This window comes from Halobacillus amylolyticus, from assembly GCF_022921115.1.
Taxonomy (GTDB): Bacteria; Bacillota; Bacilli; order Bacillales; family Halobacillaceae; genus Halobacillus_A; species Halobacillus_A amylolyticus.
Genome location: NZ_CP095075.1, coordinates 2,142,771 through 2,161,369, shown reverse-complemented (window position 1 = coordinate 2,161,369; position 18,599 = coordinate 2,142,771). Strand labels below are relative to the sequence as shown.

At 40.6% G+C, this 18,599-nt stretch carries 13 protein-coding genes and 1 pseudogene; 9 read left to right on the top strand and 5 right to left on the bottom strand.

The window, feature by feature from the left end; translation table 11 throughout:
* The first annotated feature begins 280 nt into the window (after nt 1-280).
* The 4 genes from MUO15_RS11065 (at nt 281) to MUO15_RS11050 (ending at nt 3,545) form a co-directional block, all read left to right on the top strand.
* Nucleotides 281-1,126 carry a HipA domain-containing protein gene (locus MUO15_RS11065; RefSeq protein WP_245029292.1) on the top strand — a complete coding sequence of 282 codons (846 nt, stop codon included), beginning with the start codon at nt 281-283 and terminating at the stop codon, nt 1,124-1,126.
* Nucleotides 1,127-1,134: 8 nt separating this feature from the next.
* A complete protein-coding gene (locus tag MUO15_RS11060) occupies nt 1,135-1,887 on the top strand; it encodes an HIRAN domain-containing protein (protein WP_245029290.1) in 753 nt (250 codons plus the stop codon).
* A gap of 630 nt (nt 1,888-2,517) precedes the next feature.
* Entirely contained in the window at nt 2,518-2,709 is a 192-nt protein-coding gene (locus MUO15_RS11055) for a hypothetical protein (protein ID WP_245029289.1), read from the top strand.
* Between the two features lie 86 nt (nt 2,710-2,795).
* A complete protein-coding gene (locus MUO15_RS11050) occupies nt 2,796-3,545 on the top strand; it encodes an Ltp family lipoprotein (RefSeq protein ID WP_245029287.1) in 750 nt (249 codons plus the stop codon).
* A 71-nt stretch (nt 3,546-3,616) separates the two neighbouring features.
* Here the strand turns inward: MUO15_RS11050 and MUO15_RS11045 are convergent, their stop codons facing one another.
* The 4 genes from MUO15_RS11045 to cudC form a co-directional block, all read right to left on the bottom strand.
* The gene (locus MUO15_RS11045; RefSeq protein WP_245029286.1) at nt 3,617-4,060 is read right to left on the bottom strand and encodes an arginase family protein; all 444 of its coding nucleotides are present in this window, start codon (nt 4,058-4,060) and stop codon (nt 3,617-3,619) included.
* A gap of 348 nt (nt 4,061-4,408) precedes the next feature.
* Entirely contained in the window at nt 4,409-5,362 is a 954-nt protein-coding gene (locus tag MUO15_RS11040; RefSeq protein ID WP_305853240.1) for a ribose-phosphate diphosphokinase, read from the bottom strand.
* 586 nt (nt 5,363-5,948) lie between these two features.
* A complete protein-coding gene (locus MUO15_RS11035) occupies nt 5,949-6,833 on the bottom strand; it encodes a glycine betaine ABC transporter substrate-binding protein (RefSeq protein ID WP_245029284.1) in 885 nt (294 codons plus the stop codon).
* Nucleotides 6,834-7,020: 187 nt separating this feature from the next.
* Nucleotides 7,021-7,572 carry a choline uptake/conversion transcriptional regulator CudC gene (gene cudC, locus MUO15_RS11030; protein ID WP_245029282.1) on the bottom strand — a complete coding sequence of 184 codons (552 nt, stop codon included), beginning with the start codon at nt 7,570-7,572 and terminating at the stop codon, nt 7,021-7,023.
* Between the two features lie 280 nt (nt 7,573-7,852).
* On the opposite strand from cudC, the gene betB reads away from it, so the two are divergent.
* The 4 genes and pseudogenes from betB to MUO15_RS11010 all read left to right on the top strand — a co-directional run bounded on the left by betB (nt 7,853) and on the right by MUO15_RS11010 (nt 15,208).
* Nucleotides 7,853-9,325, top strand: a complete 1,473-nt coding sequence (gene betB, locus MUO15_RS11025; RefSeq protein WP_245035973.1) for a betaine-aldehyde dehydrogenase — start codon at nt 7,853-7,855, stop codon at nt 9,323-9,325.
* 173 nt (nt 9,326-9,498) lie between these two features.
* Nucleotides 9,499-11,180: pseudogene (gene betA, locus MUO15_RS11020) on the top strand (choline dehydrogenase).
* 513 nt (nt 11,181-11,693) lie between these two features.
* The gene (locus MUO15_RS11015; RefSeq protein ID WP_245029280.1) at nt 11,694-13,829 is read left to right on the top strand and encodes a type IA DNA topoisomerase; all 2,136 of its coding nucleotides are present in this window, start codon (nt 11,694-11,696) and stop codon (nt 13,827-13,829) included.
* 194 nt (nt 13,830-14,023) lie between these two features.
* Entirely contained in the window at nt 14,024-15,208 is a 1,185-nt protein-coding gene (locus MUO15_RS11010; protein WP_245029278.1) for an alanyl-tRNA editing protein, read from the top strand.
* Between the two features lie 157 nt (nt 15,209-15,365).
* Here the strand turns inward: MUO15_RS11010 and bla are convergent, their stop codons facing one another.
* Entirely contained in the window at nt 15,366-16,298 is a 933-nt protein-coding gene (gene bla, locus MUO15_RS11005) for a class A beta-lactamase (RefSeq protein ID WP_245029276.1), read from the bottom strand.
* A 474-nt stretch (nt 16,299-16,772) separates the two neighbouring features.
* Between bla and MUO15_RS11000 the strand changes: the two genes are divergently transcribed.
* Nucleotides 16,773-18,557, top strand: a complete 1,785-nt coding sequence (locus tag MUO15_RS11000; protein WP_245029274.1) for a BlaR1 family beta-lactam sensor/signal transducer — start codon at nt 16,773-16,775, stop codon at nt 18,555-18,557.
* Nucleotides 18,558-18,599: the final 42 nt, after the last annotated feature.

The window sequence follows — 18,599 nt, the reverse complement described above, 5'->3', positions numbered from 1 at the left end:
CAGTGAATGGGCGGCATGATGTAAGCTGTTCTCAAACCCTTTGATAGATAAGGATTTGAAACCCTACAAACAAATATTGACAGGATTCCTTTGGAGTCTCTGTAGCCTCTCATTAGTTCACGGAACTATTGGGGGCTTTTCTTTTAAATAAAAGAAATACTGGATGTATTACTAGAAATGTAAGCCTTTAATATGAGGATAAATGATAATATGAAATGATCAGGTAATACGTGATATAATTATTCAAAATAAAGGAACATACATAATGGGGAGAAATATAATGTACAATATAACGGATATTTCGAACTGGACTAATGATTATTCCCTTCAAGTGTCCGGAACTAGAGAAAAGTATTGGCTCAAACCGGAGACAGATGATGCTAATCGCTATCTGTTCAAAGTACCTAAGGTATCAAATGGAGAAATTTGGGCTGAAAAAGTATCTTCTGAACTTGGGAAGATGCTTCATCTTAAAATGATGAATGTTGAGTTTGCAGAACAAAATGGAAGAAAAGGGGTCATATTAGAAAACTTCATTTCCAAAACAGAAGGTATGGCAGATGGTGGTGAAATTTTGTCCACTATTTTGGATGAGTTTAATCCATGGAGTTTAGACCAATACTCAATAGAGAACATAATGATTTCACTTCAGCCTTTTGGCTTTGAAAAAGATTTTGTTTCATTATGTGTCTTTGACTGTTTAATTGCGAACCAAGACCGACACTGTGAAAATTGGGCAGTAGTATTAAGTGATGGAACTCCTGTGTTTTCTCCCATATTTGATAATGGTGCTTCTTTGGGGTTTAATGTAGGAAGTAGGAAATTGGAAGATTTAATGAAAGATGAGAGAATGTTTAAAGGTTTTACAAATAGGTCAAAAACCCTAATTGAAGTTGAACAAAAGAAGAAACCAAAGGTGCTGAAGTTGCTAAATTATTTAAAGGAACAATATCCTTGTTATACAAAAGATGAAATAAGGCGTATAGGTTCTTTAGATTTATCAAAGCTAAGTAATATATTAAACAAAGTCCCATTGGCAATAATGAGTGTGTTAGAGAAAGAATGGGTATTAAAATTAATACATTATAGGAAACAGTGGATGTTAGAATGGTATAAAGGAGGTTAAAAATAACGATGAAAGAATTATTATGGTTGGTTTGGCAAAATCCAAAGTCCAGAAAGAAATACCACGTTGGAAACCTTTTATATGTAGCAGATGACGGTTACTATTTTGAATATGATAAAACCAATAAACCAAGAGGGCTTCAAGAAGCTATAAAAAATGGATTTGTAACTTTCTTTGCCTTTCCAGACCTTTCTAAAAGTTATTACTCCCCTTTTATGTTCCATGCATTTAGTAGAAGACTTCCTAATAAAGAACGTCCAGATTATAATTCGTTACTTCAATTATATGGATTAACAAGTTTATCACATGAGATGGAAATCCTACGGGTAACAAAGGGGAAGACAGCCACTGATTCTTTTGAGTTGGTTTCTCCATTGCTAATGAATGAAGGTATGTTTAAAGTAGACTTTTATATTGAAGGCTGGAGGTATTATGATGGTGAAAAATCATTAGATACTCTAGAAAACGATCAGGAATTAATTTTAGTTAGAGAGCCTGATCTTAAGCATGATAAGTATGCAGTGAAAATATTAACAACAGATGGTGCTCACCTAGGATATATTCCTGCGGTGTATGCTGAATTTTTTTCTACGCTATTAAAAGAAGATCAATTCGTGAGAATGACTATTAAAGCAATTAATAAACATGGAATTCCGCAAATGAAAGTTCTGGTTCATGTAACTGGGGTTTTACCACTTAACTTACGAGAAAAGTATCCTAATTTACTTTTCCCTACACAACATAATTTAGAATACACTTAATAATTGATCAAACCCTAAATATAGTATGAATAAAAAAGGCCGAATATAATTTCCGGCCTTTTTTAGTGAGAAATTCTTTCTAATCTAATGCACCTTTTATAAGTTCACTGAACTTTTGGGAGGCTTTTTGTTCCATGTTTCCATTCTATGAACATGTGTTCTGTTATTTAATAATTAATTAAGATGAACAGAGGGGCAGTATAGTCTGGAAAATTTACCTCAAAATATAAGATATGGTGAGAGAATCAGCGATGCCGAATGTGCTTATTGAGAATCGGTATTACAATTACTCTATGTACGCACAGAAATGGGGTATCATCCTTGGATTCGGAGCTTTACTTGTCCTGTTCCCATCACGAAAGGTTTTATTCTTGTTCGCGGGCTTCTTATGATAGGGTCTCCTATACTTGCTGGTGTTCTGTATGCCTGGTGGGTAGGCGGCATTTTTTATCATGCGTCTCTTGTATCGATGATTGCTAAAGTGATCGGCTACCCTGTTTTCGTGGCACTATTTTTGCAGGGGTTGCGCCATTATTTGACTCAACTCCTGATGTTAAAGACAAAGAAAACAGAAACTAATTAAATCGTCCTTACGGGCGGTTTTTTATTTTGTGAAAGGTGGTGGAGCTAATGACCCTCTACACTTCCAAACACGAAAGACTCCATTTTAATGCAGGCACCAGGGCATTTGCTCGTTTAAGTGACGCTCCTGGAGAGAACTTGCAGCAAATGAATATTGCTCTTTCGATCTTTGTAGTCAACGAGTCCTTCTGGTTAAAAAAGTTCAAATTACACGCATTATTTGGAAAAGCATGGCACTGAACATGGTATAATAGTATGGGAATGAGGGCTAACGTCCTCGTACTAGAAAACAGTTTGTTTAGAACTTAATAAGGGGAGATTAATCAGTGGAAACGTTCTTAATGATTTTAATGTTAGCGGCTTTAGCAGGTATGGTAGTTTTTGTTGTCTTAGCCTTCGTGAAAGGTAAGGGTAACAGATTCAGGAACTTTGCTAAATCAGGTGGTTGCCTGTTCGCATTTCTAGTCCTAGCACTGATTGTAGGATCGATGGGTGAAGAAGCACCTGTTGCTGAAGAGGTTGCAGTTGAAGCTTCCGCAGAAGCTAAAGAGGCTGAAGAGAAGGCTAAGCAGGAAGAGGAAGCTAAGAAAGCTGAAGAACAAGCAGAGAAAGAGCAAGAAGAACAAGAAGAACAAGAAGAACAAGAAGAACAAGAAGAACAAGAAGCTAAAGAGGCTGAGGAACAGGCGAAGAAAGAAGAAGAGGAACGTAGGGCTAAAGAGGAAGAAGAACGGAAAGCTAAAGAAGAGGAAGAGCGTAAAGCTAAGGAAGCTGAAGAAGACAGCTTAACTGTTTCTCAAGAGCAGGCAGTTGCTATGGCTCAACAATATCTTAATTACACTGCATTCTCTAAATCAGGTTTGATTGACCAGTTAGTGTATGAGGGATTCAGTCAAGAGGAAGCATCCTTTGCTGTAGAGAATATCACGGTTGATTGGCAAGAACAGGCTGTTATTATGGCTCAAGACTATCTTGATTACACTTCTTTTTCAAGACAAGGTTTAATTGACCAATTGACTTATGAAGGATTCAGCACAGAGCACGCAACATACGCTGTCGGTCAAGTTGGTTTGTAATAGATAGGTTAACTAAGGGAATAGTTATTTACTACTCCCTTTATCTGTATCATAATTTATCGTAGTAGGCACTAAAATAATACCTCTTGTAACTCTTCCCACTTTCGGCCATAAATCTGAGCATGTCGTTTCGTTAAAAACGAATTATTGTACTTGGAAGTCATTGACGGGGCCATATGGCTAGGAAATGCGGATTGCATCTCCCCTCCTGCTCTTACACTTACAATGGCATGGTAAGTTGGCGTCTTATATGCGAATATGTAGTCTAAAGGAGGTTGAATAATATGATTAGCGGCTTCTAATTGTTCAAGAAGTTGACTCCCTAACACACTCCCTTTCATTTCAGTTACTGGGCTGATTTGACTTATCGGGACCCACACAATGGGGTGTTCATTTTCTGGAAACAGCCAAGCTAAGAGTTCTGCCCCTAGCGAATAGTTCGAATTAGATCCTCCTTGCCATTGAGGCATAACTATACGTAACGTTTTTGATTCTTTTCCATTTGGTTTAGACATTAGAATTCTCTTTTCAAATCAATTAAGACATAACATACATGAACATAAAAGGAGAATTCTAAGAAAATGCTTAATTTATCTTGTCTAATCAGATAGACTACAAAAGTTGATTCATCAGCTATTATGAATTCTAACTTTATTCAAGAAAACGGGTGCTTTCGCTTATGTTCAACTTCTTAGGATTAACCTTCCAGGTATGAGTGTTCACTTGGACTTAAAAACAAAGGTACCCTATTTGTGATGAAGATATACGAAAATGAGCACATAAAAACCCGATAAAGGGACTTTTTTAAATGTGTCCATTTATCGGGGGGGGGTTTCAAAATCAGGAGGACGGGCTTCTTCATCTTAATCGAATAACGGACTAACCGGCTCTTCATTATGGACCCGTTTAATGGCTTCACTAATTAACGGAGCAATCGTGAGCTGTGTCAGCTTATCAATCTTTTTATCTTCAGTTAGCGGGATGCTGTTCGTAACGATCAACTCTTTAACGGCAGATTCTTTAATTTTATCAATAGCTGATCCGGAAAGGACAGGGTGTGTACTACACGCATACACTTCTTTCACACCTTTATCAAGCAATGCTTTCGTACCGCTAGTAATTCTTGTCCCCGTATCAACAATATCATCGATTAGAATCGCCGTTTTTCCCTCAATGTCACCGACGATATTCGTTTCTTCAGAGAAGTTTTCTCTTGGCTCTCGCTCATCAATAATCGCGATATCCGTTTTTAAGCGATCGGCCATTTGGCGGGCTCTTTTTACACTTCCATGGTCAGGAGAGACAACGACGACATCATCGAGGCTTTTTTCGTTCAAGTATTTTGTAAGAATGGGCATGGCAAGCAATAGGTCAACAGGAATATTGAAAAATCCTTGTGTTTGGGGTGCATGGATATCAATAGACATGACACGTGTCGCACCAGCTCGTTCGATCAAGTCGGCGATTAATTTAGCCGTAATAGGTTCTCTTGCACTGGCTTTCCGATCCTGGCGCGCATAGCCATAGTAAGGGATAACGACATTGATCGATGTAGCAGACGCTCGCTTTAGTGCATCAATCATAATAAGCAATTCCATAATATGATCGTTTACCGACTCACTCGTTGATTGAACAACGAATACATCACAACCACGAACACTTTCTTCTATATTAATTTTTAATTCTCCATCACTGAATTGGTTAACAGAACATTCTCCTAGCTGTATCCCCAAATTCGAGGCAATATCTTCAGCGAGTTCTTGATTAGAACTTAATGGGAAAACTTTCATTGTAGATTCAGGCCCTGCAATAGACATGACGAGTCCTCCTTATGTATCGACGATCTATTTTACACCTTATATTATCACAAAAAGTGGCCCTGGAAACAAGAAAAGTACAATTGGGGTGCTCAGCCACTAACCATCTTTGACTATTACTAGGAATTCGGATGATATCTCATTATCTATTATATAGAAAAACACCTATTACGTTTTACGCTGAAATAAAGTGTCATAAAGCACAGAAAATCCATCTGAAGAATGGGGCGGCATGATGTAAGGTTTTCCTTACATTTCCTCCATACGTATTAAGCTATCAAACTAAAGAGACTGCTTCCTATACTGGAAAGTAGTCTCTTTTTTGTTTATAACACGAAAGAATATTGTGTGTCTTAGCATGGTAGCGTGGTGGAGTTCAGGCACCATCAACGCTCCTATACGAGCCAGTATACCCCGAATTATAGTCAAAATTTGCATAAGTACGGTAAACTGTCCCCGATAAAAAAAACACAGACTTTATGAAAAAAATGTAAGTAAACTTCCTGCGACAATATTTCCAATAATAACAAAAGAAGCTAGCCTCTACAACGAGAGACCAACTTCTTTATTTCTAACGTCTATGCCTTTATTTCATCCATTCATCAATTAATTTCTGATTCTCTTCCACCCATTTCTTAGCTCCAGCAAGAGGCTCTTCGGCATTTTCTACATACTCAATAAGCTTGCCGATTTGTTGATCATTCATCTTCCAATTTTTAAACCACTCGCTTACTTCTGGATAATCTTCTTCAAATCCTTGTCTTGTCGCATGGTGAATTTTTTCTACGCCACCGAATGTTTTTTTCGGATCTTCCAAGAATTTTAAGTCATATTTGGAGAAAATCCAGTGCGGGCTCCAAAGGGGGGCTACGATAGGTTCTTTGTTTTCTATTGCATTACCAATTTCAGCTAACATCGCAGGTTCAGAGCTTGATAGGAGTTCAAATTCAAGATCATAGTCTTTAATTAATTGTTCCGTCACTTCCATCGTACCTGCGCCAGGACCAAACCCAACGATTTCGCTATTGAACAGTTCTTTATGTTCATTCAAATCTTCAACACTATTCACTTCTTCTACATAGGTTGGGACAACAAGTCCTACTTTTGCATTGTCATACCAAGTAGCCTCTGAGAAATTAACGGTATCTTGATATTCCTTTAAATAGTTAGCATCTTGAACGGGTAACCATATTTCTAAACTAACGTCCAGGTCGCCACTCTCTAACGCCTGCATCGTACTACCCATGTTCAAATTGTTTAACTCTACGTCATACCCTTTATTTTCTAAAATTACTTTCCACATATTTGTTACCGCAATGTTTTCAGCCCAGTTGATCTGACCAATACTAATTTTTTTACCGCTTTCTTGTGATCCTGCAGCTGCTTCCTCATCAGTGCTTCCGCAGGCTGCCAGAACAGTAACCATTAGGATCACTAAAATTAAACTAAGTTTTTCTTTCCACTTGTTCATGTTGATAAAACTCCCTTTTTTATTTGGTATATTTATTCCAACACATCTTTAATTAAATGTGTTAAGAATTTATTTAACAAGAATGCAAAATGAAGCCCGCTCTTTTATATGTAAGAGTGGGACAGATATGGAATCAGGTAGTCTTTAGCTGCTTTTCAATATACTACCTGATCACTTCTTGGCAAGCTTATTCTTTTTGATCTTTCGGTAAGAATTCGAAGATCTCACCGCTTCTTATACTTGCAACAAGGTCATCTAACCAGTGATAGTATGTTTTAGACTCCTCTAATTGGTCATAGTATTCCTTTGCTTTTGCAACAACTTCTGGCGTACTGTTGGAATCTTTTATGACCTCTATGAAATCTTCTTGTGCTTCTCCAATGGCGTCCAAATTCTTTTTCGCTTCACGTTCCCACATCTGACAGTAAAACGTCATAAAGGAACGGAAGAAATTTTTCTCCGCTGCATACGTATGTTTCCTGGAACCGCGTGTAAATGTTTTTTTCACCATTTCTGTTTCTTGGAGCCTGCGGACGCTGGTACTCATACTCGGTTTGCTCATTCCGAGTTCTATACGCATTTCATCAAGCGTCATCTGATCTTCAAAGTACATGGTCGCATATAAGTTTGCAGCAGCTGGTGTTACCCCATATAAATCCATTGTCTCTGCAATGGCGCCTATGACTTTATTTTTGGCTTCTTCTATTTTGAGGCTCGGACTTTCGATAGATTCACTCATAAGGTCGCTCCTTTAATAAAAAGTAAATCGCGTTAAATTATTATCAAATGTTCTTTATGAATTTAATGATAACGCGTTCAGGTTTAATGTCAAATGTAAATTTTTCAGGAGTGGCACCTTTCTATTATTCCCTTTCTTATACGATCTTAATTACTTTTCAATGCTTCTACACTTAATGCTTGAAATGATTTTGAAGGGGTGATATTGTTAAGAACGTTAAATAAATTCTTAACAAAGTTAATTCACTTCGAAAATGGAGTTGATGAAATTGGATCTGAAACTGCAACTACAACTACAACATTATATTAATGGTAAATGGGTTGGCGCGGACTCTGAGAATACGCGTACGATTATTAATCCATTTAATCAGGAAGTGATTGCTGTTGTTCCTGAAGGTGATGAGTCGGATGCGAAAGCAGCAATCGCTGCAGCAAGAGAAGCATTTGATAATGGGGAATGGGCTGCTGCCCCAGCAACGGAGCGAGGGGCTGTCGTAAGGAAGCTTGCTGAATTGATTGAGAGAGATAAAGAAGAACTTGCTTACTTAGAATCATTGGATACAGGTAAAACAGTAGAAGAAAGCCGCGGAGACATGGATGATATCGCGGGGGTATTTCGTTATTTCGCAGAACTTGCGGATAAAGACGGCGGGGAGCTGATCGACTCTCCGATATCAAATTCGATCAGTAAAGTGGTTCACGAACCCGTTGGTGTCTGCGGACAAATTACGCCCTGGAATTATCCTTTACTGCAAGCGTCATGGAAATTGGCTCCAGCACTTGCAACCGGAAATACGTTAATCATGAAGCCAAGTGAAATTACACCGCTTACTACTATAAAAGTATTTGAATTGACGGAAGAAGCCGGTGTACCTGCCGGTGTTGCTAACTTAGTCCTTGGCGCGGGCAATACAGTAGGTGCAGAGCTTTCCAGCAACGAAGATGTGGACTTGATTTCTTTCACAGGCGGCATTGCAACCGGGAAGAAAATTATGCAAGCGGCAAGCGCCAACGTGAAGAATCTAGCTCTTGAGCTGGGCGGGAAAAACCCGAATATCATTTTTGCTGATGCTGACTTTGAAACAGCTGTCGATCAAGCATTAAACGGAGTTTTCTTCCACGCAGGACAAATCTGTTCCGCTGGTACAAGACTGATTGTAGAAGAAAGCATTCACGATGAGTTCGTAAACGCGCTTGTGGAGCGAGTGAAAAAATTTAAGCTGGGAAGCGGATTTGAAGAAGATACCCAAATGGGGCCGCTAATTTCAGCTGAACACCTTGCGAAAGTAGAAAAGTATGTAGAAGCAGGGGTTAAAGAAGGTGCTACATTAGCAGTTGGCGGCGGACGCCCAGAAGACCCTGCGTTACAAAAAGGATTTTTCTACCTGCCTACGATCTTCACAGACTGCACAACAGACATGAGGGTCGTCCAAGACGAAGGATTTGGTCCAATTATTACGGTTGAAAAATTCACTGCCGAAGAAGAGGCCGTAAAGCTTGCGAATGACTCGATCTACGGACTTGCTGGCGGCGTGTGGACAAACGATATTGCAAAAGCAGAACGTTGTGCAGCGAAAATGCGCATGGGGACGGTTTGGATCAATGAATTCAACCTTTATTTTCCACACGCCCCGTGGGGTGGATTTAAGCAGTCTGGTATCGGCCGCGAGCTAGGCAGACTAGGTATGGAAGAATATACAGAAACAAAGCATATCTTCCAAAACCTTAAACCAGAGCCTATAAACTGGTTCTAAGCCAACCACTATTATTCATTTGAATAAAGCTTTAGCATGAGCTGCTGAATTTGTTTAAGAAATAGTTTTATAGATACACTGACTCGATATATGAAAGAAGGGGTATAGAGCCCATGCTGCTCCTATTGTCTGGAGCCCTTCTTTCCATTTTCAACATCAAGGAGGAGCAGAAGATGAGTGAAACATATGACATTGTCATCGTTGGCGGCGGTAGTGCGGGTTCTGTACTCGGCGACCGTCTAAGTGAAGACGGGAAAAAAAGTGTTCTTGTTTTAGAGGCGGGACGCAGTGATTATTCATGGGACTTATTGATCCAAATGCCGGCAGCTTTGCCGTTTCCCGCAGGTAAAAGCCTCTACGATTGGAAATACGAATCGGACCCTGAGCCATATATGAATGGACGACGTATCAAGCATGCCCGAGGAAAGCTGCTCGGAGGCTCGAGTTCAATTAACGGTATGATTTATCAACGCGGAAATCCGATGGACTATGAACGCTGGGGGCCGACGAAGGTATGGAAACGTGGAATTTTGCGCACTGTCTTCCGTATTTCAAACGCTTAGAAAATGCTTTAGGATCACAAGATGATGATCTTCGCGGACACGACGGGCCTATTAAATTGGAACGTGGGCCAGCGACCAATCCATTATTCCAAGCCTTCTTTGACTCAGGTGTAGAGGCTGGTTACTCAAGAACCCCTGATGTGAACGGTTTTCGCCAGGAGGGATTCGGACCGTTTGATAAGCATGTGTACAAAGGCCAGCGGTTGTCAGCTTCTCGTGCCTATCTGCATCCGGCAATGAAGCGTGAGAACCTAACGGTGAAGACTCGTGCTTTCGTTAAGAGTATCGATTTCGATGGTACTCGAGCCAAAGGATTGACCTATCAACGAAACGGGAAGACTCATCATGTTAAAGCAGGTGAAGTCATCCTCTCAGGCGGTGCCATCAACACGCCACAGCTACTTCAACTATCAGGTGTGGGAGATGCCGAACACCTTCGCTCACTTGGCATTAAACCGGTAGTCGACCTTCCAGGTGTAGGAGAAAACCTCCAGGATCACCTTGAAGTCTACATCCAACACGCATGTCCGCTACCTGTTTCCGAACAGCCTAATTTAAATAAAGCGCGCATGCCTTGGATTGGTTTGCAGTGGATGCTCGGACGCACTGGGCCGGCAGCGACTAATCATTTCGAAGGCGGAGGTTTCGTTCGTTCAAACGAGGACGTCGGCTATCCGAATTTGATGTACCACTTCCTTCCGGTAGCGGTACGGTACGATGGACAAAAAGCGCCAACGGATCACGGATTCCAAGTACATGTCGGACCTATGTACTCTGATGCCCGGGGATCATTGAAGATTCGTTCGAAAGATCCTAAAGAGCATCCAAGCATGGTCTACAACTACCTTTCTACTGAACAGGACAAACGCGAGTGGGTGGAAGCGATAAGAGTCACCCGGAAGATTATGTCTCAACCAGCTATGAAATCTTACAATGCAGGGGAAATCTCACCTGGTCCTACTGTTCAAACAGACGAGGAAATTTTGGAATGGGTGAAAGAAGATGCTGAAACGGCACTTCATCCGTCTTGCACCGCAAAAATGGGACCTGCTTCAGACCCCATGTCTGTCGTAGATCCGCAAACCATGAAGGTCCACGGGCTCGACAATGTACGAGTGGTTGATGCATCTGCCATGCCTTACGTTACGAACGGCAATATCCATGCACCTGTGTTGATGTTGGCGGAAAAGGCGGCAGATCTCATTCTAGGACGTAAACCGCTGGAGCCAATTGATGCCGATTTCTATCGTCATGGAGTACATCCGGCTGATGCAGGAACAGTAACCAAATAAAGCTTTCCGTGAGAAGATCTCTATCATAAATGTACTTGCTTGTGAGGCATACATTTATGATAGAGTGCCTTCTCTTTTTTTCTTGAAAATCGTTATAAGAAGACATTGTGTTGACTTTTCCCACCTTATTTCTCCTCTATACAACTCCTTTGACAAAATATGAATTTTATCACTTTTAGGAAGGGGAAACAGTTACACTGAAGTGATTTTGATTTTTGACATATTTGATCCTTTTCGTGCAAGCAAACATATCAGTGATGTTGCCCCCATCCACTACGTTAATGCCTTAGTATGGTGGGGGTCAGGCACTTTCATGAGAAAATCGTATAGATAAAGTACGGTGTGAAAGGCAAAGTGCTAGGCTCTTACTAAGATCAATCCAATCATTTAGATTGATCTCTTTTTTATGTTTTTTAGGCACTTTCTTAAATCTATCTTAGCTCCCCCCACATTTCTTGCTTTCCTTTTCATCCCATAGTAATCTTGAAGTTCATTGAAGGGAGTGGAGAGACCATGACGAGAGTGGTCATCCTAGCCGAAAAACCCTCTCAGGCAAAAGCTTATGCAGAGGCTTTTACGATTCAGGAAAAAACGAAAACTTACATTCTATTAAAGCCGGATAAGACATTCCCGGATGGCGCGACCATCACGTGGGGAGTCGGCCATTTGGTTGAATTAAAAGAACCTCATGACTATAAACCTGAGTGGAAGAGGTGGAAACTTGATCAACTGCCGATCGTTCCTGATAGGTTCCTTGAGAAAGTCTCTAAAGGGAAATGGGAGCAGTTTCAAGCGGTCAAGCAGTTGTTCCAGCAAGCGGACGTGCTAGTGAATGCGGCCGACGTCGACAGGGAAGGCTCGAATATTTTTTACAGTATTCTCCGCTTAACAGGGGTAAAGGGAAAACCGGTTCAACGATTGTGGATTAATTCTCTTGAGAAAGATGAAGTTCGTAAGGGATTTAATAATTTACAAAATAACGACAAGGACTTGCGTTTATTTGATGAAGCGAAAGCCCGTCAAATTAGTGATTGGATGGTTGGAATCAATGCCAGTCGCCTGTTTACATTGCTTTTGCAGAAGAAAGGTTTCTCAAGCTACCTGTCGATTGGACGTGTGCAATCTCCTACGGTTTATTTGATCTATCAAAGGCACAAAGAAATTGAAAACTTTGTATCAGAGCCTTTTTATCAAATCGAAGGGCTTTTTCAATCTCAAGCAGGTGACTATAAAGGCCTTGCTGAGATTAAGGAAAAGGACAAAGCAAAGGTGCAGGCGCTTATGGACCAATACGGGCTCAAAGAAAAGGAAGACTCAACAGGGATTGTCCAAAGTATAGACAAAAAGACAAAGTACCAAAAGTCACCAAAACTACATTCACTGTCGACCCTGCAAAGTGTTGCGAACAGACGATGGAAATACACACCGTCACAAGTACTCAAGACGATGCAAAAACTCTATGAGAAACGTCTGGTCTCCTATCCGAGAACAGATTGTAATTTTATAACCGAAAGTGAGTTTGCTTATTTATTGAACAACTTGAATTCATACCAGCAAGCGTTGAACATTTCTTTCACACCGGCTTCTTTAAAACCAAATAAACGGTATGTCGACAGCCGCAAAGTGCAGGAACACTATGCAATCATCCCGACAAAATCGGTCCCCAGTCAAAAGAAACTGAGTGGACTTAGCCGTGAGGAACGTAATATTTATCATGAAGTTCTGGCCACGATGCTTGCGATGTTCCACACGGACCATGTGTATGAAGAGACCACGATTTTTACATATGTTCATGATTTACCTTTTAAATCCACGGGCAGAAGAGAAGTGAAACGCGGCTGGAAAGAGCTGTTTCCAAAGCCGTCTACATCAAAACAGGAAAAAGAAACGGATCTGCCGGATGTTAAAAAAGATGAGCAGGTTGGCGTTCGGCTTCATATTAAAGAAAGCATGACGAAGCCGCCAAAGCCTTATACCGAAGGTCAGCTGATCAATATGATGAAAACCTGCGGGAAGCTCATGGATAATGAGGAAGATGTGGAGATTTTGAAGGAAGTCGAAGGCATGGGAACAGAAGCCACCCGCTCAAGTATTATTGAAACGATTAAGGCGCAAAAATATATTGAAGTGAAAAAGAACAACGTGTATGTCACAGAAAAAGGGATTATGCTTTGTGAAGCGATTGAAGGAACGTTGTTATCAAGCCCTTCCATGACCGCGAAATGGGAATCGTACTTAAAGAAAATTGGAAGCGGCGAGGGATCGAAACAAGTGTTCATCAAACAGACCAGTCAGTTTATTGAAAAGTTAATTCAAGAAACCCCCGACTCCATTCAACAGGTTCACGTTCGAAGTACCGGAGAGAAAACCAAGTGGAATGCCCCGATCGCCAAATGCCCTTCCTGTCCAACAGGTTCTATTATGGACCGATACAAATTTTATGCGTGTTCCGCTTACAAAGAAGGATGTAAGGTGACCTTTCCGAAAAAATTAGCAGGAAAGACGTTAACGAAGAATATGATTAAAACGTTGTGCGAGAAGAAGCGAACGAAGGTTTTAAAAGGATTTAAGGGAAAGAAAACGTTCAGTACTGCTTTAACATTGGATAAAGATTATAAGATCAAATTTGATTTTGAGAAGAAATCTTGAAGAAACCTCCTGATCTCACACAAATAACGATAGATTTTATAACAGTGCCTGACACCCACCGTGTAACACTTTAACACAGCGGGGGCCAGGCACTTTCATTTATCGTGCACATTATCAAAGAAAGGTAAGAGAGCATCCCTCCCTTAGTAGAAAAATGTTACGATAACCTTAGGAGAACATAGGAGGAACTTACAATGACGAGAAAGCTTTACTACGAAGATCCTTATAAAATGGAATTCGAATCTAAGGTTATAAAAATAGATCAAGATGAGCGTGGTTTTTATGGAGTGCCGGAAGAGACGGCGTTTTACCCGACTGGTGGTGGGCAGCCACACGACAAAGGAACTATGAATGGAATTGAAGTGATCGATGTAGAAGAAGTGGAAGGCGAGGTGCGTCATTACACAAGAGAAAAGCTTCCCGCTGAGACAGAAAATGTACTAGGAAGCATCGATCAAGAGCGACGTATCGATCATATGCAGCAGCACTGTGGACAGCATATCATTTCAGCTATTTTCGACGACCAGTTTGGGATTCCGACAACGAGTTTCCATTTAGGTAAAGATACGGTGACGATCGATTTGGATACGGACTGTCTTTCCGGAGATCTTTTGGAAAAGGTTGAGAGGCGGGTGAACGAGGTCATACGAAACAATTACCCGGTTGAAACGAAGTGGCTGTCCGTGGAAGAAGCAGCGGAATATCCGCTTCGCAAACCGCTCGCCGTCGATGGTGATGTTCGAGTTGTCATCATTCCAGACATTGATTACAACGGATGCGGAGGAACGCACCCGCACTTCACGGGTGAAGTTACGGCTGTCAAGTTCCTAGGGTGGACAAGAAATAAGAAGCAGGTGCGCTTGGAGTTCGTCTGCGGTTATCGAGTTCTGGATAAGCTCGAGCAGAAACATCGGGTATTAACCGAAATGAAGCGGCTAGTTCCAAGGCCGGAAGAAAAGCTTGTAGAGGAAGTCGACGAGCTGATCACGTCAAGCAAGGAGAAAGACAAGAAAATCGCTGAGCTTGAAGAACAACTGTTGCAATATGAGGCACGTGATATTATCTCAGAGTCACAGGAGGATCGGGTGATTCAACGCGTTTTCAAAGACCGTCCTATCAAAACACTTCAATCACTAGGAAAAGCAATCATCGAAGAAGCCTCTGATGCTTATCTTATTCTGATCAGTGAACAGGAAAATCAGCTTCAGTTCGTGCTGGCTCATGGGGCGGACATCGATCAAAATATGAATGGTGTCGCTAAACAGATTCTGCCCCTTATTGAAGGGAAAGGAGGGGGCAAACCGAATTTCGTCCAAGGCGGAGGCAAAAAGATCATAGAAGGGGATGCCTTTGCTGAACGAGTCAAAAACCTTTTATGATTTCGGTACTTGCCCCTCCTATAATAGAAGGAACATACATGTTGGTGAAGGTTAACATGTATGCTCCTTATTTTTTTTGGCGTAAAATGCCTTAAATTATCCGATCCTCCCAGGACAATCAGTAATCAATTACCCCGTTATATTTAAGTTGTTGAATTCACTGGAGGGCGTTAAGTGCGATCTCGGCAGCTTGAGCAATCAGCTCATCGTTATATTTGGCATCCTTCTTATCACGGTGGGACATGATCGCAATGACAATTGGTTCTCTATTTGGCGGCCAAACCACTGCAATATCATTTCTCGTTCCGTAACTTGCGGCCCCGCTCTTATCACCAACCCTCCATCCCTCAGGTGCGCCTGCACGAATCAGCCCGTCTCCTGTAGCATTGCCTTGCAGCCAATCCGTGAACAATTTCCGCTTATCCTTCGAAAGCAAGTCGCTGACTGCGAATGCTTTTAAACTGGTGGCGAGAGCTTTTGGTGTGCTGGTGTCACGAGTATCTCCAGGGGTGAATTCATTCAAATCCGGTTCGTATCGATCTGCCTGTGTTACGTTATCGCCGATTTGCCTTAAGGCATGTTCAAATTTATCAGGACCTCCTATAGCTTTAAATAAAAAGTTCCCCGCGGTGTTGTCACTGGTTCGAACAGCCGCTTCGCTTAGTTCCAAAAGTGTCATCCCAGTACCCACGTGTTTTTTGGTGACCGGAGAATAGGTTACTAAATCATCTTCTGTGTAGGTAATGACTTCCTCAAGCTCATGCTTAGATTTTTGCTGCAGCACGATGGCTGCGGCCAAAGCCTTGTAAGTAGATGCAAAGGCAAAACGCTCCTCTGGCCGATAATCGATGGTCTGATTCGTGCCTGTATCGAGCGCATAGACACCGAGTTTAGCGTCAAACTCATTCTCAAGTTTGGCAAACTTTTCATCTGTATTCGCTGTTTGGTCCGATTTGTTCTCCTCTTTAGATGAGGCATTGCTCCTAGAACTGTCTGCATTCAGGCAAGCGCTGAGTGTAACTAGTGTGAGCAACGACATAAACAGTGTGAACTTATGCATTCTAAGTTTATATTTATATGTTTTTTTCAAGTTGATAACCTCTTTCTCTATTTTATCTGTCGAATATAAAAACTAGCTTGTTTAACTTAATAATAAAGTTTCTTCACTTAATTGCTTTGAGAAAAACTTAACGGTTGACCGTTTTTTATGTCTTTTCCTAAGAAATCAATCCTCCCTTAACTTTCAACTTGTTCTTGATTACAACTGTAATCATATACTACAATTGTAATCAAAAGAATGTCAATCCTTTTAAGATGAAATAGGAATATCTACTTTCGTTCAGATAAAGACTGCTGAACCCATAATCTTTTACGTTTCAACATTTATATTGTAAAAATGATAAACTAATAACGAATTGTTAAACTTAGTCCCCATACAGATGCTATTCAAAAAGGGGTTATGCAGGAAACGGATAGATGGCCCTTTCATGCAGTAAATCACTATAAAGGTCATTATTGGAAAAATTAGCGGAAGTTAGCGCTTTGGAAAATGGAGGTTGGAGGAATGTTCTTCACTCATCTCGTTACAAGTTTTATAGTGTCCTCTATTACTATAGTGATGATTATGCTGATGAAGAAATTATGTTCCAAACACCTTTCAGCGAAATGGCAGTACAATCTATGGTTTTTATTGTTAATCGCATTGACGCTTCCATTTCTGCCGAAGCAATGGATTCGTTTTGAAAATTTTTATATATCATTCGATGGAAATCATAGTAATAGCACTAGTAATCCTTCTGTCAACACTGGTGAAGGCTCAGGGCTAAGTAGCGAAAACTGGATGCAGGATTTCACGGTATCTGTTAATCGACTCAATCTGGATTTCCTGAATATCACGTTAGCCAGCATTTGGATTGCAGGCATGCTGGTAATGGCTGCTTTTTCCCTTCATGCATGGTTCAGGTTAAAGAAAATTAGGAACACAACCACTGTCCTGAACAATGAAGAACTTTTACAATTATTTGAACGGTGCAAGGATCGATTAAATATATCTAAACCTTTGTTCGTAGGAGAATCGCCGCTCGTCAAATCTCCAATGACGTTTGGACTGTTTAAGACCTACGTTGTGCTGCCGATTCACCTTGACGAACGGATGTCGATAGAAAATATCAACTATATTTTCATGCATGAACTACATCATTATAAATACAAAGATATCGCGACGAATTACCTTGTCATCATTTATCAAATTTTATACTGGTTTAATCCCCTTGTTTGGATTGCTTTTAAAGAAATGAGGGTAGATCGTGAAATTGCCTGCGACACGGCTGTTTTAAAATCGTTGGTTGAAAAGTCTTATGCAGATTATGGGAATACGATTATTAGTTTCGTGGATGTACCCTCGTATTCGAAGAATTTTACTGGGTCTAATCAGTTGAATGGCCCCAAGAAGCAAATTAAAAAAAGAATTGAAAAAATTGCATCCTTTACGATTGAATCGAAATGGATGAAGCTGAAGAGTATATCAATCTTTACCCTTGCAGGGATATTTGTAGCAAGTCAGCTTCCATTTATTTCTGCAATGGCCAATGGTAATAACCGTTATGATTTTAACTTTGAACATACGATTTATAAAGATTTAAGCGAATACTTTGGTGGATATGATGGAAGCTTTGTTTTATATAACATGAATGCTGATCAATACACCATCTATAATAAAGATAAAAGCACATGGAGAGTGTCCCCAAATTCTACCTACAAAATTTATACCGCATTAATGGGATTAGAGCTAGGGGTCATAACAAGTAATTATTCCACAATGAAATGGAACGGAACGCAATATCCTTATGAGTCTTGGAATACAGATCAAAACCTATCAACAGCCATGGAAAATTCCGTAACCTGGTATTTTAAGAAGTTGGACCAAAAAATCCCGCGGGAAACCGTCCGAGCTTATCTGAAACAAATAGGTTATGGAAACCGTGATCTTTCTGGCGGAGAAGACTATTGGCTGGAATCTTCATTAAAGATTTCTCCGGTCGAACAGGTACAATTGTTATCGGCGTTTTATACAAACCAGTTTGAGTTCGAGGAAAAGAACATCCAGACTGTTAAAGACTCCCTTTTATTAGAGGAATATGATGGTGCAAGACTCTTCGGGAAAACTGGTACGGGCAATGTTAATGGTAAGAATATAAATGGTTGGTTTATTGGATATGTAGAGTACGAGAACAATACATATTTCTTTGCAACCAATATACAAAATGAGGATAATAGTTATGGAAGCAAGGCGGCAAAAATCACGTTGTCTATTTTGGAGGATAAGGGAATCAGTAAGGAAAGAGAATGAGTGGTTTGATCTTACATGGGTCCAAAAGAAGGGGGAGGATAA

What these genes read in the sequence shown, in the direction of transcription:
- MUO15_RS11055 (WP_245029289.1), top strand. Translation starts at nt 2,518, where the DNA reads ATGACCCTCTACACTTCCAAACACGAAAGACTCCATTTTAATGCAGGC.
- MUO15_RS11035 (WP_245029284.1), bottom strand. Translation starts at nt 6,833, where the DNA reads ATGAACAAGTGGAAAGAAAAACTTAGTTTAATTTTAGTGATCCTAATG.
- MUO15_RS11015 (WP_245029280.1), top strand. Translation starts at nt 11,694, where the DNA reads ATGACGAGAGTGGTCATCCTAGCCGAAAAACCCTCTCAGGCAAAAGCT.
- MUO15_RS11060 (WP_245029290.1), top strand. Translation starts at nt 1,135, where the DNA reads ATGAAAGAATTATTATGGTTGGTTTGGCAAAATCCAAAGTCCAGAAAG.
- cudC (WP_245029282.1), bottom strand. Translation starts at nt 7,572, where the DNA reads ATGAGTGAATCTATCGAAAGTCCGAGCCTCAAAATAGAAGAAGCCAAA.
- MUO15_RS11065 (WP_245029292.1), top strand. Translation starts at nt 281, where the DNA reads ATGTACAATATAACGGATATTTCGAACTGGACTAATGATTATTCCCTT.
- MUO15_RS11000 (WP_245029274.1), top strand. Translation starts at nt 16,773, where the DNA reads ATGTTCTTCACTCATCTCGTTACAAGTTTTATAGTGTCCTCTATTACT.
- MUO15_RS11045 (WP_245029286.1), bottom strand. Translation starts at nt 4,060, where the DNA reads ATGTCTAAACCAAATGGAAAAGAATCAAAAACGTTACGTATAGTTATG.
- MUO15_RS11040 (WP_305853240.1), bottom strand. Translation starts at nt 5,362, where the DNA reads ATGTCTATTGCAGGGCCTGAATCTACAATGAAAGTTTTCCCATTAAGT.
- MUO15_RS11010 (WP_245029278.1), top strand. Translation starts at nt 14,024, where the DNA reads ATGACGAGAAAGCTTTACTACGAAGATCCTTATAAAATGGAATTCGAA.